Below are 13,861 nucleotides of genomic sequence, written 5' to 3' on the forward strand. Positions count from 1 at the left end.
TGTAGCGCTTTTTAGCCGTTTCTTGCCATTTGTAGCACTGTAGTGCTACGAAAATGCAACATCAAAATCCTTGTACTATCGAGGATTTGTCATGGGAACGATTACAGTAAGAAAGGCTAAAAATGGAGAAAAGAGGTATACGGCGCAGATTAGGTTGCGGCGTAACGGAGTAATAGTTTATCAGGAATTCCAAACCTTCGGACGCAGACAACTAGCCAAAGCTTGGCTCAGCCGACGTGAGACCGGGCTGGCCGATGCCGAGGTCAAAAGCGTTTTTTTCAGGAGGGTGAGGCGCTCAGATCCCTGATACAGCGGTACCCAAAAAAGGCCACTGATTAGCACAGTCATCGCAGGCAAGTACCCAGGGTTAGCGTGATAGAACGTCGCGGAAAACGTCTGGTCGTAACGCTGCAATGTGCAGCAGAGAGCGGGCGGCGCCTGATGGCGTGCGTCGACCTTGCTCCTACTCCTGTAGCGTGCGTACGGACACTCCCAGCAATTCTGCGAATCGTGGTTGGGAGAGCCCGGTTTTGATGCGCGCTTCGGCGGCTTCTGTGACTTCCACATGATGCACTTGGCCATGGCGCCCTGCTTTTACGTCGATGATCGACGCCAGCAGTTCTTCGCCAATATTACGTTTGGCGTCGTGCTCCATTAGTTCTTTTTCACTCAGGGGCATGGTTCATCTCCTGGCAATCTTGCGCAGGATATGCGCTGGAATATTTTCAATGGCACCCTTGCCGTAAATCAACAGGGCGACCAACGCACCGCTTTTCAACTGAACGGTGTAGATGACGCGGACGGCACCGCTTTTGCCGCGTCCCTCCATGCTCCAGCGAACTTTACGACAACCGCCGGACCCTGGAGGCACTGCGTCCTGGCTTAACGTGCCCGTTTATATCGGCCCATCAACAGCTTTCGTTCAACAGCGGCTGCATTGCGCTACCTGTCGATATAATCAGCCAGATCGCTGAGATGGACCCCGAGTGCATCTTTCTGAGATGTGGTACCGAGCCGTCAATTGGTAGGTCTAACTCGTCGCTAAGCAGTTCATGTACTTGACGAGGTCTCACGTGTTATCCGGCCCAAACGAGCAATCACTGAAGTGGCAACTACCTCGTTAAAGCTTTCATGAATTGAGTTAAATTAAATTAAGGCTGATCGCTTCTTCAATTGAGCTTTGCGCCAGTTGCTGAATAATCTTGTCTGGCAGGTTATTGAAGGGGATTGCGACCACTAACAACAGTTGCACCCAGGTTCTTATGTATTCGGTTTTTTCAGTGCGGCCAATCACTTTGCCATTTGCGTTTCTATAGACCAGTTCAAGGGTGTAGCTCGTACCAAATGTCATGGGTACAACAAGCAATGTGGCTCCGCTAATAATCGCGCTGAGTTGGCTGCCGGATTCATGTGATCTCAATATCGCATTCACGAACAGATCAGCTCCTTGCGGTTGTGTGGTGACTTGCTTGAAGCGCCCGGATTTTGCAAATGTATCGACTATGATTCCTTTAATCTGGCCTGTTCCGCCACGCCGAGCATTCTGCTGCGTAATGAAGGCGCTGGTCGGCATATAAGATATATTCACCACAGGCTTGGTCTTGTTGTTACTGGCCGCTGGCGGCCAAGTTTTAACGGGGGGCAACTGATGTAGGGAATAGGAAACGCAGCCGCTAAGAAAAAGACAAAAACTCAAGGTGAGGCTATAAAATAGTCGTGTCACATCAAATCCTTAAATATGTGTGGGAGGATATTTTCTAGTGTTTCGCGTAGGCTAATGGTTTGCTTCTGGTGAACCTAATCGTATTTTAACCGGCGTGCATCTGATCAGTTGTAACATGTTTTTAAACGGTGCAAGTGAATTGGGCGTTAAGGGCGTACTTTATGCTGGTTGCCATAATAAAGTGTGTGTCGAATTGAATCCCGAGGACTAAAAGTGAAGTTGACACCTGAATGCCTGGTCACAATAGCGATGAGTAACCCGATTAATAAACACATTGCCTCACGCTTGCCTTCACTGGGGCTGAGTCAATGCATGCTGACAGCGGGCTGTTTGTTCCAGGCTGTATGGAGTCATCAGGCGGGTCTGCCTGCCGCATCGGGAGTGAAGGATTACGACATTTTTTACTTTGACGCGGACCTGTCCTGGGAAGCAGAGAACGAAGTCATCCTTGAAACCCGGCAACTGTTCAATGACTTGGGCGTCAAGATCGATATCAAGAATCAGGCCCGGGTCCATCTATGGTACGGCGAGCGGTTTGGCAGGGCTTGCCCTCGGCTTGGGTCTGCAAGGGATGGTGTCGATCGTTATCTTGTTGCAGGAACCTGTATTGGTTTTGACCCTGAAACCGGCGAGGTGTATGTGCCTTATGGTCTGGATGATGTCGGACAAGGGCTGCTGCGTCCCAACCCCCAAAATCTCCAGCCGGATTTATTCGCGTACAAGGCTCGAAGTTACCAGGAGCGCTGGCCTTGGCTGAAGGTCCTGGTACCCGGCTCGCCGGGTTTGGGGTGACGACGATCCTGCGCTAAGAAAGCAAGATAATGGCCGTGCTTTCGAGCAGCACCGGTCGCACCAGGATCTTGTAGCAGTCGGCATCGAATGCTTGCCCCGTGAGTTTGGGGGCCCGTCTGGCATCAGCCTCGCAGGCGTAAGTCCCGATGTAACGCCAACTGTCCACGACGTGGTATTCCTCGGTCTGGCCATGCCGCTCGTGCAAAGCGATAGCGCCGGGGAACGGCCAGTGATGCACTGCCCAGCGTTCTAGAGCACCCAGCAACCGTTCGGTATGCGCCTCATGGCTTTCTGCGCCTTTGCAGGCTCCGGCGCACTTGCCTATTTGAGCCCTGAAGCAGGGACGTCCTGTCGGTTTATCAATGCCCAGCAATGTATGGCAAAGGCGCTGTTCATCTGCAATCAGCATCAGCGCTTCGGTGGCCATGCGCCGGTTACGGAAAAGTCCGTACAACTGAGGTCCGTCGCACATCGTGGTGGTGTCGATGATCTCCAGTACCCCGTCGCGAATGCGCAGTGAGCACAGGCGTTGCTGGCGACGAAGCCGCTTGTTCTTCAAGGGTTGCAGTTCTTTGATCAGTCGGGACTCAAGCAGCAGGGCGCCTATTTCCCCGGCAGTTTGCCGGTACTCGATTCGTTGCGCCTGGCGCAGCATTCTGGCTTCTTCGGGGGCGCGCAGGTGCGCAAGCAGTCGACTGCGAATATCGATGCTTTTGCCGATATAGAGCGGTATCGAGTCGTCTTCCGCGTAAAAGAAATACACCCCTGGTGCCCGGGGGGCCGCTTCGACCTGAGCGCGCAGGTGCGCTGGATATTCATAAACAAGGTCTGGACGAGCAGAGGGGGCGGGCATACCGGAAGCCTTTGTGGCGGATCAGTGTGGTGGTTAACCAGTCATCAGATCTTCTGACACTTATCTTATTGGCGAGTTTCGATTGAATGCGCCTCTACGGAGGGTGCAAGGGTGGCGCTTATCGCTATTACTCGGTGGCATCAAATGCATCGTCGTATTTCACAACCCCCGAAGGTAGCTCACCTTTCAGGAGGATTGCCTGAAAGTACTCTGGATCAACCCCGGGAAGCTCAAGGCCGTGGCATGTCTTGAACCCGAAACGACTGTAATAGGCAGGATCCCCCAATACCACGCAGCCTGCACTGCCCATGCGTCGCAACTCAGTCAGTGCCGAGTTCATCAGCGCTGAACCAATACCTTTCCCTTGCCGGTCAGGCGAAACACAGATCGGCCCTAGGCCGTACCATCCGGTGGCTCCCGAAGAGATCGTCACTGGAGAAACAGCAACATGCCCGATGACTGAGCCGTGCTCTTCTGCCACCAGAGAAATGCTCAGCTGACCTGCGCGTCGCAACGCATTCACAATGTGGTGTTCTGTATGGCTTGAGTGTTTTTCGTTTAAAAAAGCAGCCGCTGTTAACTGTGCGATGGCCTCGATGTCTTCGGCCCGTTCATTGCGGACAGTCATGTTCATGTTGTTTTCCCTTTGGTCTTTTTAAGCTGTCAGGCATGCCTGCGTTGCCTGCGTCTGTCTGAACCCGGTCCCGACAACTATAACCGTCTATTGCTCAGGCACTATTTTTCGAGAGGGCAGACACCGGGAAAGGGCGGACAGCACGACGGCCAAAACGCTCATTTGGCCCCGATTTTCACTAAGTAGCTGTTTTTGAATAAATTTATTTAAAAAGTGCTTCCCCAATCCAAAGAGTGTTGGTATATTTGCGCCCGTTCTTGCAGCGAACCCTTACAGGCTCGCAGCGAATGGAGACATTTGCAGGCTGCAAGCATCAGTAAAAGAGTGCCAGGCACTCATCGCTACAGATACAGGGGCGTCGCCAAGCGGTAAGGCAGCAGGTTTTGATCCTGCCATGCGTTGGTTCAAATCCAGCCGCCCCTGCCATTTTCCAGAGTCCATCCGCCACGTGATGGATATCTTCAAGTTCAGCGTCAACGCCATCGGGCCTGACGCGCACTTATCAGCAAACAATCCATCTGCTTCAACGTCTTCTGCGTGCCATGCCGGCTCATGCAGCATGGCAACGTTTTTCCCGGATCAGTCCTGGCCGTTTTTCGGCACCAGAGGGTGTGTGGCCGGGAAGTGTTGTTCATACGCCCGGCAGACCCGCAGCACCTGGTCATCCGCAAACCGCGCAGCCACCACTTGCAACCCCACTGGCAAGCCGTTTTCAGTAAGCCCGCAAGGGATTGAAGCCGCCGGTTGCTGAGTCAGGTTGAAGGGGTAGCTGAAGGGCGTCCAGTGCATCCACTCGGTATATGCCGAATCCGGTGGTACGTTATGCCCGGCGGCAAACGCCGTGATGGGCAGCATCGGCGAGACCAGCACATCGTAGCGCTCATGGAACGCCGCCATCTGTGCCACCAGCGCCGCTCGTGCTTCAAGGGCTGCGCTGTACTCGCTCAAGGTGATGCGTTCGCCCAGTGCCGCAATGCGTTGCAGACCCGGGTCGAGCAGGTCGCGCCGGGCGCTGTCGAGTTGTCCGGCCAGACGTGCAGCCCCCGCAAACCACAGAGTGTTGAACGTATCCAGTGGATCGCTGAACCCCGGATCAACCTGCTCGACATGGGCTCCCAGTTCCACCAGTCGTTCGACGGCCCGAGCCACAACCCTGGCGACCTGCGGATCGACCTTCACATGGCCGAAGTCCGGGCTGTAGGCGATGCGCAGCCCCTTGAGGCTGTCACCTTCAGGCAGCCACGGCAGGCTGCGCGGTGCGCCGATCAGGCCATCGCGAACATCCGGCCGGGCCACGGTTTGCAACATCAGCACGGCATCTTCCACCGTGCGGGTCATCGGTCCCAGGTGGGAGAGGATCGTCATCGAGCTGGCTGGCCACTGGGGCACATAACCAAAAGTGGGCTTGATGCCAAATGTGCCGGTAAAGGCGCAGGGGATGCGGATCGAACCGCCCGCGTCGCTGCCCTGGTGCAACACCCCCAGGTTGAGTGACGCGGCTGCGGCTGCACCGCCCGAAGAACCGCCCGCCGTCAGGCGGGTATCCCACGGGTTGCGGGTGATGCCGTATAGCGGATTGTCGGTGACACCTTTCCAGCCGAATTCCGGTGTGGTGGTTTTGCCCAACAGCACGGCGCCAGCCTGGCGCATGAAGGCCGTGAACGGTGCATCCACCTCCCATGGTCCCTGGGGCGATGTGGTGCGCGAACCCTTGCGCGTGGGCATGCCGCGGGTCAGGGTCAGGTCCTTGATCGATGCCGGCACACCATCCAGCGCGCCGCAGGGCTGGCCTTTCAACCAACGCTGCTCGGATTCCCTGGCAGCCTGCATCGCACCTTCGTGGTCCACGTGGCAGTAAGCGTTGACCGCCGGGTTGTAGCGCTCGATACGCAGCAAGGCATCTTCGGTGACGTCTACCGGCGACAGGCTCTTGTCGCGAAAGCGGCTCAGCAGCTCAACCGCGTTCATTTGTCCGATATCAGGGGTGCTCATGCTGTAACTCCTGCCTGCGCCGCATTGACCATTGCCCGCAGCAACACGGCGCAGCCGTCAGCCAGATCCTGAGGCGCGGCATTTTCGATTTCGTTATGGCTGATGCCACCTTCGCAGGGTACGAAGATCATCCCGGCGGGGCCCAGCTCAGCGATGAAAATCGCGTCGTGGCCTGCACCGCTGACAATGTCCATATGGCTCAGGCCCAGCTGTTGCGCACCCTGGCGCACGGCTTCGATGCACGCCGGGTTGAAGTCCAGCGGCGGGAAATCGGCAGTGGGCGTCAGCTCGAAACTCAACCCATGCTCGCTGCACGCAACTTCAATGGCCTCGCGCACCTCATCGACCATCGCTTGCAGCCGGTCGCTATGCAAATGCCGCAGGTCGATGGTCATGTGCACCTGGCCAGGAATCACATTGCGCGAGCCCGGGTGCAAGGTCAGGCAGCCGACAGTGCCGCAGGCGTGGGGCTGATGCTCATGGGCGATACGGTTGACGGCGCTGACCACATGGGCGGCGCCCACCAGCGCATCCTTGCGCAAATGCATCGGCGTTGGGCCCGCATGGGCTTCGACGCCGGTCAGGGTCAGGTCAAACCACTTCTGCCCCAGGCATCCCATCACCACACCCAAGGTGATGTTGCGGTCTTCCAGTACGGGACCTTGCTCGATATGCGCCTCGAAATAGGCCCCCACCGGATGCCCGAGCACGGCTCGGCTGCCGGCGTAACCAATGCGCTGCAACTCTGCACCTACCGACAGGCCTTGCTCGTCCTCTTTGCTCAGGGTCTCGTCGAGGTCGAACTTACCGGCGAACACGCCGGAACCCATCATGCACGGCGGGAAGCGCGAGCCTTCTTCGTTGGTCCACACCACCACTTCAATGGGGGCCTCGGTGCTGAGCTTCAGGTCATTGAGGGTACGAATCACCTCAAGCCCGGCCATGACGCCGTAACATCCGTCGAACTTGCCGCCCGTGGGCTGGGTGTCGATATGGCTGCCGGTCATCACCGGCGGCAGGTGCGGCTGGCGACCGGCGCGACGGGCAAAAATATTGCCGATCCCATCGACTGTGACAGTGCAGCCGGCTTCTTCGCACCAGCGTACAAACAGGTCACGGGCCTGGCGGTCGAGGTCGGTCAGGGCCAGGCGGCAGACACCGCCCTTGGCCGTGGCACCGAGTTGCGCCAGGTCCATCAGCGATTGCCACAAGCGATCGCGATTGATCAATGGCGCGTTGCTGTTGAAAAGGTCGGATAACAGGATTGGACTGTTCATGGACACGAATCTCCCTTCAGGCGCTCAGGGCCAGGTAACGGTTCTTGATGGTCGGGTTGGCGCGGAAATCGGCGGCACTGCCTTCGTACACCACGCGGCCTTGCTCCAGTACGTAATGACGGTCGGCCAGCTTGTCGCAGACCATTAGGTTCTGCTCCACCAACAACACAGGCAGACCATCGTCCTTGATCTTGCGCAGGATTTTCACCAGCTCGTCGACGATCACCGGGGCCAGGCCTTCGGTAGGTTCATCCAGGATCAGCAGCTTGGGGTCATTGAGCAGTGCCCGTGCGATGGCGAGCATTTGCTGCTCGCCGCCGGACAACGCGTGGCCGGCATTTTTGCGCCGCTCCTTGAGGCGCGGGAACATGGTGTACACATCCTCCAGTTGCCAGCGGCTGGTTTTGCGTTGAGCAATGCGCAGGTTTTCCTCGACGCTGAGCAGGCGGAAGATGCCGCGATGCTCCGGCACCAGGGCCAGTCCTTCGCGGGCGATCTCGAAAATCTTGCGCCCGACCATGTCCTGGCCGTTGAAGCGGATCTGGCCTTTACGCGGGCAAATGATTCCCAGAATGCTGCGCAAGGTGGTGGTTTTACCCGCGCCGTTGCGGCCCAGCAGCGTCACCAGTTCCCCTGGGTTGACCTGCAGCGAGACGCCTTCAAGGACGTGGCTTTTGTCGTAGTAGGAATGGATGTTCTCGACGGTCAGCATCAGGCGGCTTCTCCCAGATAGGCGACACGTACGCGCTCATCGGCGCGAACAAATTCGGGTGTGCCTTCGACCAGGATCTGGCCGTGGCTCATCACGGTGATGCGCTGGCTGATGGACATGACGATGCTCATGTTGTGCTCGATCAGCAGCACCGTGTGATCGCGACCCAGGTCACTGATCAACTGGGTCATGATCGGAATATCGTCAATGCCCATGCCGGACGTCGGTTCGTCGAGCATCAGCAGCTTGGGTTTGGAGCAGATCGACATGCCCACCTCCAGCACCCGTTGCTGGCCGTGGGACAACTCACCGGCCAGGGTGTCGGCACGCTGGGTCAGTTGCAGGCGCTCCAGCACCTGATCGGCCATCTCCAGGTGTTCGCGGCGACTGTCCACACGGCGCCAGAAATTCAGGGCCGCCAGACCATCCCGGCCTTGGGCCGCCAGTCGCAGGTTTTCCCGAACACTGAGGTTTTGAAACAGGCTGGTGAGCTGGAACGAACGGGCCATGCCCAGGCCAACGCGGCCGTGGGACGGCTTCTTGATGATGTTCTTGCCATCAAACAGAATTGCCCCGCCAGTGGCCTGACGCTCGCCGGTCAGGCAGTGGAACAGGCTGGTCTTGCCCGCGCCGTTGGGGCCGATCACGGTATGGATGGTGCCTTGTTCGACGTTGAGGCTGACGCCGTTGACCGCACGAAAGGCGCCATAGGCCAGCTCCAGATTGTCGGTTTGCAGCAGATATTCAGGCGCGCTCATGGCTGCTCCTCCTGCACGGGCAGGCTGGTTTTACGTTGCCCTTTGATTCGTTCGAACAGGCTCGAGAATCCGCCCCACAAGCCGCCGCGCATAAACACCACCACCAGAATCAAAATGACCCCCAGCAGCATCAGCCAGCGTGGCCACAGATCAGACAGGAATTCGCCCAGCAACACGATGGAACCTGCGCCCAGCAAGGAGCCGAACAAGGACCCGGTACCGCCGACGATGGTCATGATCAGAATGTTTTCCGACATCGCCAGGTCGATATTGGACAGCGGTACAAAGTGCAGCAGCATGGCGTAGAGCGCTCCGGCAATACCGGTGACGGCGCCCGAGAGCATAAACACCAGGATTTTGAAATGCCGGGTGTCGTAGCCAATGGCAGCTGCGCGGGTTTCGTTTTCGCGGATCGCCATCAGCGTGCTGCCAAAAGGCGAGCTGATAACGCGGCGGGCGCCGATGAAAATCAACAGGAACAACACCGCGACAAAACCGTAGAAGTAACGTGCGTCGCTCAAGGACATCAGCACGGTGTCACCGATACGGATTTCAGGCCGTGGCACGTTGAGCAGGCCGTTGTCGCCGCCGGTCCAGTCACTCAGGGTGTAGGTCAGGAAGTACGCCATCTGGCTGAAGGCCAGGGTCAGCATGACGAAGTAGATGCCGGTGCGGCGAATGGCCAGGGCGCCCACCAGAAACGCCAGGAAACCGCCGGCCAGTGCAGCGCCCAGCAAGGCACTGAACAGCCCCAGGTGCAGATGGATCATCAGCAAGGCGGCGCAGTAGGCCCCGGCGCCAAAGAAGATCCCTTGGCCGAACGACAACAGCCCGGTGTAGCCCAGCAGCAGGTTGCAGGCCAGAGCTGCCATGGCGAAAATCAGGATTTCAGTGGCCAGGGTCGCGGAAGGCAACACCAGTGGCAAACCGACCAGTACCGCCACCACCAACAGCAGCATGGAGCGCGACTGGGTTTTGGCGAAGGGCAGGGGGTTTTTCTCGCTCATGTCAGGCTCTCCCGAACAGGCCGTAAGGCCGCAGCAGAATGACCACGGCCATTGCGCCGTAAATCATCAGGCTCGCCCCTTGGGGCCAGATAGTTGTCATCAGGCTTTGCACCACGCCCACCAACAGGCCGCCCACCAGCGCACCGCTGAATGAACCCATGCCGCCGATCACCACCACCACAAAAGCCACCCCGAGAATTTCCGGGCCGACAAAGGGCTGGGCGCCGCGCAATGGCGCAAACAGCACGCCGGCCACACCGGCGAGTCCAGCGCCCAGGGCGAACGTCATGGAAAACAGGCGGAAAATGTTGGTGCCCAATAGCGATACGGTTTCCGTGCTTTCACTGCCGGCGCGCACCAGGGCGCCAAAGCGCGTGCGCTCCAGCAGCAGCCACAGACCGAATCCCACCAGGGCTGAAAACACAATCAGGAACAGGCGATAGTAGGGGTAGACAAAGTCGCCGATCACCAGCACGCCGCGCAGCAACTGCGGTACGGCGACGCTTTTGCCCACCGGGCCCCAGATCATCACGCTGGCTTCCTGGATGATCAGCGCGATCCCCAGGGTCACCAGAATCTGGAACATGTGGGGCAAGTGATAAATCCGCTGGATCAGCAATCGCTCAATCACCCAGGCCAGTGCGGCGACGAGCAAGGGCGCAAGCAGCAGCGACAGCCAAAAATTGCCGGTCAGGCTGACCGCGGTGTAGCAGATGTAAGCGCCCAGCAGGAAAAACGCGCCGTGGGCGAAGTTGACGAAGTTCAGCAGGCCGAAAATGATCGTCAGTCCGACGGCAATCAGAAAGTAGATCATCCCCAGGCCAAGGCCGTTGAGAATCTGAAACAGGTAGAGTTCGAGCATGCAGATACCCTCTGCAGGCGATCACGGGTGATCGGCTGCCAGTAGCAAAAGCTGAAGAAGTGCCGGGGCTCAGCCCAGAACGCAGCCGGTGTCTTGTACCGGGGCAAACGACTGACCGGAGCTGACCACTTGGGCGAGATCGTCCTTGTCACTCATTTGGTCAGCCGGTTTGCCGACCAGCAGGTAGTAATCCTTGATCACCTGATGGTCACCGGCGCGAATCGATTCGGGGCCGGTCGGGCCTTCGTAGCTCAAGCCCTGCATGGCTTTGGCCACCGTGGGGCCATCGAAACTGCCGGTGGCAGCGATGGTGTCGAGCATGACCTTGGTACTGATGTAGTCAGCGGCCAGGGGGTAGGTGGGATTGATCCCGTATTTGGCCTTGGTGATCTTGACCAGTTCGCGGTTGAGCGGAGTATCCACCTGATGCCAGTACTGGGCGCCGAGGTAAACGCCTTCGAGAATGTCGCTGCCCAGTTCCTGGAATTGATCCAGACCAGCCGACCACACCAGCAGAACGTTCATTCGCTCCTTGATCCCGAAATTCACCGCCTGGCGAAGGGTGTTGGACGACTGGCTGCCAAAGTTGAGCAGCACCAGCACATCGGGCCTGGCAGCAATGGCATTGGTCAGGTAGCCGGAGAATTCCTGTTCCTGCAGGGAGTGATAGCTGTTGCCGACATGTTCCAGGCCATGCTCCTTCAGCACCTCTTTGGTGCCCTCGAGCAGTGCTTCGCCGAATACATATTGCGGGGTGATGGTGTACCAGCGCTTGGCCTCGGGCAATCGCTTGATCAGCGGCACCAGGGTTTCGCGCACGGCGCCGTAGGTGGGCACCGACCAGCGAAACGTCGCCTTGTTGCAGTCCTTGCCGGTTACTTCGTCGGCACCCACGGGGGTCATGAAGACACCGCCTGCCTTATCCACTTCCTTTGCGACGGCCAGTGCTGAAGACGACAAGGTACAGCCCTGAAAGAAGCGCGCGCCGTCCTGGGCAATCGCCTCCTGTACCTTGCGCACCGCCTTGCCGGCGTTGCCCTCGGTGTCGATCACCTTGTAGTTCAGGGGTCTGCCCAGCAACTGCGGATACTGCTCTACCGCCAGGCGCGAGCCCATGTCGGCGAACTTGCCATAACTGGCAAAGGCACCGGACATGGACTTGAGGCCATAGAAGGTAAAGGGTTCGGAGGCGAAGGCATGGCGCATGCCCAGCGGAAGGCTCAGGGCACTGGCAGCGGCCAGGCTTGCTTTCAACAAAGTGCGACGTTGCATGGGGAAACTCCCTGGTTTGATTAGTTATTGGCAGGAGTAGCAATGGCAAACGGCGGATCATGGCCTGTGGGCAGGCCTTTTATTGGCACAGCGATTAGTGGTTGTGATCGAATTCCAGCAGGAAATGCGGGCTGACCTGGCCCTCGAGGGCGGTCATATGATGTTCGGCGTCGCACATGTGTTCGTGCATCAGGCTGCGCACAGAGGCTTCGTCCTCTGCTTGCAAGGCAATCAGCAGTTGCTTGTGATAGTCGAGGTTGGCGGCGTCGAACTGCTTGCGCTTGGGTTTGTAGGCTTTCTTCAGCACCACCAGGTCGCGCAGCAGATCGTTGAGAAATTGCGCCATGAAACTCAGCAGTGGATTGGGGCATGCCCGTGCCAGCAGGTTATGAAATTCCAGCTCTGCCAGCCGCTGTTCCCGTTGTCCGGCTTCACTGTCTTCGGGGGCGCTGCAAAAATCCACGTTGGCTTGCAGGGCCAGATAGTCCTCGGCACTCAGTCGGCCAATCACCGACACCGCGAGTTCGACTTCGATCACCTTGCGCAACTGGTAAACCTGTTCGCCATCCAGGTGCTGAAAGTGCAGGTAGTTGCGCAGGGCTCGACTGGCGGGCTCGGTCCCGGCCTGATTCAGGTAGGCGCCGCCGCTGGGGCCGGTGCGGGTGTTGACCAGGCCTTCGACTTCCAGCGCCTTGAGTGCTTCGCGGGCAGAGCCCTTGGAGCACTGAAAGCTCTCCATCAGCTCCCGCTCCGTGGGCAACCGGTCACCGGGCTTGAGTGCGTCGGTGACGATCGAGCGCTTGACCGACTCGACAATCACATCGGAGAGCTTCTGGCGTTTACGGTGCAGGGGGCGACTGAGCATATTTTCTATTTATCGTATTAATGCGGATTAATAGTAATAAATAGCGCCGAGCCCGATGAGTCAACAACAGGCCCGGGGAGGTGTCGTTTTCAATGGAAAAGGGTCGGTAACGGATAAGAAACGGCAGGGCGGGGTACTGCAGTGATGCTATCGCGAGCGAGCCCGCTCCCACATCCCCTGTGGGAGCGGGCTTGCTCGCGAGGCAGGTTACTCGTTCGACAGCTCAGCCAATGGCCTGGGAAACCAGTGCGAACTGGTGTACGAAGTCGCCAGGCTGCGGGGGCGTACCTAGAGCCATCTGGGTTACGCGGTCCACCGGTTCAAGGCCCGCCAGGGTCAGCCATTCACCCAGGCCGCTATCCATCGGGACGTCGATGCGCACAAATTGGTTGGGGATCCGGGCGAGCAGGGTGGCGATCAGGTGCCTGGCCTGGCGGGTGTTTTGTGCAATGACAGGGCCAATGCAGTGACCGCGTCCGGCCCGGCGCAACAGGGCAAACGCCTGTAGTTGACCCTCGCGCACGATCCCCGCCGAGTGCACGATCATGTCATGCAACTGCTCGAAGAGGGCGCTTCGGTCCAGCCCGCTGCCTGCGTTGGCCAGCAACAGTTGCCGGGCCTGATCCTGTTCGCAGAGGTCACGCAGCTGCTCATCTTCTGCAAGGGGTTCAAGTGTCACGGCGTGGGCCAGGCCCTGGCGCTGTTCAATGGTGCCGAACTCGACAAAGCCCTGGCTCAGGTACAGCGGGACGCCAGCAACGGAGGCATTGAGGATCGGAGTGCCTGGCTGGCAAGCGTCGAGTGCCTGTTCCATCAGCAGGCGGCCAATGCCCTGGCCCTGAAAATCGGGGCTGACCACCACCAGGCCAATGGTTGCAAAGTCGCCCTGGGGGCAGGCAAATGCCGTACCGATCAAACGCTCATCGACCGTCGCTACAAATCCTTTGAAGACCCGCTGCAACAGGCCCCAGTCTTCCAGTCGGTGGGGCCAGTCCAGTTGCGAGGACAGCCCGTGGGCTGCGGGTAAATCGGCCTGGGTCATGGGACGATAAATACAGGCACTCGTGTGCAGCGCGGACATGGTGAATCTCCTTGGACATGTACGCACTATGTA

At 58.4% G+C, this 13,861-nt stretch carries 14 protein-coding genes, 1 tRNA gene and 1 pseudogene; 2 read left to right on the top strand and 14 right to left on the bottom strand.

Going from position 1 to position 13,861, the window contains the following annotated elements; translation table 11 throughout:
• Positions 1 to 367: 367 nt before the first annotated feature.
• The 3 genes and pseudogenes from KO536_RS06050 to KO536_RS06060 form a co-directional block, all read right to left on the bottom strand.
• A pseudogene (locus KO536_RS06050) lies at positions 368 to 679 on the bottom strand (helix-turn-helix domain-containing protein).
• A gap of 3 nt (positions 680 to 682) precedes the next feature.
• Positions 683 to 829: a hypothetical protein gene (locus KO536_RS06055; RefSeq protein ID WP_257622818.1), complete on the bottom strand. Its 147-nt coding sequence runs from the start codon at positions 827 to 829 to the stop codon at positions 683 to 685.
• A gap of 312 nt (positions 830 to 1,141) precedes the next feature.
• The gene (locus tag KO536_RS06060) at positions 1,142 to 1,723 is read right to left on the bottom strand and encodes a hypothetical protein (protein WP_133077405.1); all 582 of its coding nucleotides are present in this window, start codon (positions 1,721 to 1,723) and stop codon (positions 1,142 to 1,144) included.
• A 213-nt stretch (positions 1,724 to 1,936) separates the two neighbouring features.
• On the opposite strand from KO536_RS06060, the gene KO536_RS06065 reads away from it, so the two are divergent.
• Positions 1,937 to 2,515, top strand: coding sequence for a nucleotidyltransferase family protein (locus KO536_RS06065; protein ID WP_219261430.1), 579 nt, complete (start codon positions 1,937 to 1,939; stop codon positions 2,513 to 2,515).
• A 13-nt stretch (positions 2,516 to 2,528) separates the two neighbouring features.
• Here KO536_RS06065 and KO536_RS06070 read toward each other — a convergent pair whose 3' ends face one another.
• A complete protein-coding gene (locus tag KO536_RS06070; protein ID WP_133077407.1) occupies positions 2,529 to 3,368 on the bottom strand; it encodes an endonuclease in 840 nt (279 codons plus the stop codon).
• 127 nt (positions 3,369 to 3,495) lie between these two features.
• Positions 3,496 to 4,002, bottom strand: coding sequence for a GNAT family N-acetyltransferase (locus KO536_RS06075; protein ID WP_133077408.1), 507 nt, complete (start codon positions 4,000 to 4,002; stop codon positions 3,496 to 3,498).
• Between the two features lie 351 nt (positions 4,003 to 4,353).
• Between KO536_RS06075 and KO536_RS06080 the strand changes: the two genes are divergently transcribed.
• Positions 4,354 to 4,428 (top strand) — tRNA-Gln (locus KO536_RS06080).
• A 153-nt stretch (positions 4,429 to 4,581) separates the two neighbouring features.
• Here the strand turns inward: KO536_RS06080 and KO536_RS06085 are convergent.
• From KO536_RS06085 to KO536_RS06125, 9 genes are all read right to left on the bottom strand, one after another.
• Positions 4,582 to 5,994, bottom strand: a complete 1,413-nt coding sequence (locus tag KO536_RS06085; RefSeq protein ID WP_219261431.1) for an amidase — start codon at positions 5,992 to 5,994, stop codon at positions 4,582 to 4,584.
• Entirely contained in the window at positions 5,991 to 7,271 is a 1,281-nt protein-coding gene (locus KO536_RS06090) for a Zn-dependent hydrolase (protein WP_133077410.1), read from the bottom strand. Before KO536_RS06090 ends, KO536_RS06085 begins: the two co-directional genes overlap by 4 nt.
• A 16-nt stretch (positions 7,272 to 7,287) precedes the next feature.
• Positions 7,288 to 7,983 (bottom strand): ABC transporter ATP-binding protein, encoded by a 696-nt coding sequence (locus KO536_RS06095; RefSeq protein WP_133077411.1) that lies wholly within the window; start codon positions 7,981 to 7,983, stop codon positions 7,288 to 7,290.
• On the bottom strand, positions 7,983 to 8,741 hold the full coding sequence (locus KO536_RS06100) for an ABC transporter ATP-binding protein (RefSeq protein WP_133077412.1): 759 nt from the start codon (positions 8,739 to 8,741) through the stop codon (positions 7,983 to 7,985). Before KO536_RS06100 ends, KO536_RS06095 begins: the two co-directional genes overlap by 1 nt.
• Positions 8,738 to 9,748: a branched-chain amino acid ABC transporter permease gene (locus KO536_RS06105; RefSeq protein ID WP_133077413.1), complete on the bottom strand. Its 1,011-nt coding sequence runs from the start codon at positions 9,746 to 9,748 to the stop codon at positions 8,738 to 8,740. Before KO536_RS06105 ends, KO536_RS06100 begins: the two co-directional genes overlap by 4 nt.
• A gap of 1 nt (position 9,749) precedes the next feature.
• Complete coding sequence (locus KO536_RS06110; RefSeq protein ID WP_019821837.1) at positions 9,750 to 10,610, bottom strand: branched-chain amino acid ABC transporter permease; 861 nt, start codon at positions 10,608 to 10,610, stop codon at positions 9,750 to 9,752.
• Positions 10,611 to 10,679: 69 nt separating this feature from the next.
• Complete coding sequence (locus KO536_RS06115; RefSeq protein WP_219261432.1) at positions 10,680 to 11,882, bottom strand: ABC transporter substrate-binding protein; 1,203 nt, start codon at positions 11,880 to 11,882, stop codon at positions 10,680 to 10,682.
• 94 nt (positions 11,883 to 11,976) lie between these two features.
• Positions 11,977 to 12,747, bottom strand: coding sequence for a FadR/GntR family transcriptional regulator (locus KO536_RS06120; RefSeq protein ID WP_219261433.1), 771 nt, complete (start codon positions 12,745 to 12,747; stop codon positions 11,977 to 11,979).
• A gap of 223 nt (positions 12,748 to 12,970) precedes the next feature.
• Positions 12,971 to 13,828: a GNAT family N-acetyltransferase gene (locus tag KO536_RS06125; protein WP_219261434.1), complete on the bottom strand. Its 858-nt coding sequence runs from the start codon at positions 13,826 to 13,828 to the stop codon at positions 12,971 to 12,973.
• Between the last annotated feature and the right edge of the window lie 33 nt (positions 13,829 to 13,861).

Source organism: Pseudomonas sp. NKUCC02_KPG (assembly GCF_019345465.1).
In the GTDB taxonomy this organism is placed as follows: domain Bacteria; phylum Pseudomonadota; class Gammaproteobacteria; order Pseudomonadales; family Pseudomonadaceae; genus Aquipseudomonas.

Bases quoted from the DNA above. Each gene is read 5' to 3' on its own strand.
- KO536_RS06055 (WP_257622818.1), bottom strand. From the start codon at position 829: ATGGAGGGACGCGGCAAAAGCGGTGCCGTCCGCGTCATCTACACCGTT.
- KO536_RS06070 (WP_133077407.1), bottom strand. From the start codon at position 3,368: ATGCCCGCCCCCTCTGCTCGTCCAGACCTTGTTTATGAATATCCAGCG.
- KO536_RS06075 (WP_133077408.1), bottom strand. From the start codon at position 4,002: ATGAACATGACTGTCCGCAATGAACGGGCCGAAGACATCGAGGCCATC.
- KO536_RS06085 (WP_219261431.1), bottom strand. From the start codon at position 5,994: ATGAGCACCCCTGATATCGGACAAATGAACGCGGTTGAGCTGCTGAGC.
- KO536_RS06090 (WP_133077410.1), bottom strand. From the start codon at position 7,271: ATGAACAGTCCAATCCTGTTATCCGACCTTTTCAACAGCAACGCGCCA.
- KO536_RS06095 (WP_133077411.1), bottom strand. From the start codon at position 7,983: ATGCTGACCGTCGAGAACATCCATTCCTACTACGACAAAAGCCACGTC.
- KO536_RS06100 (WP_133077412.1), bottom strand. From the start codon at position 8,741: ATGAGCGCGCCTGAATATCTGCTGCAAACCGACAATCTGGAGCTGGCC.
- KO536_RS06105 (WP_133077413.1), bottom strand. From the start codon at position 9,748: ATGAGCGAGAAAAACCCCCTGCCCTTCGCCAAAACCCAGTCGCGCTCC.
- KO536_RS06110 (WP_019821837.1), bottom strand. From the start codon at position 10,610: ATGCTCGAACTCTACCTGTTTCAGATTCTCAACGGCCTTGGCCTGGGG.
- KO536_RS06115 (WP_219261432.1), bottom strand. From the start codon at position 11,882: ATGCAACGTCGCACTTTGTTGAAAGCAAGCCTGGCCGCTGCCAGTGCC.
- KO536_RS06120 (WP_219261433.1), bottom strand. From the start codon at position 12,747: ATGCTCAGTCGCCCCCTGCACCGTAAACGCCAGAAGCTCTCCGATGTG.
- KO536_RS06125 (WP_219261434.1), bottom strand. From the start codon at position 13,828: ATGTCCGCGCTGCACACGAGTGCCTGTATTTATCGTCCCATGACCCAG.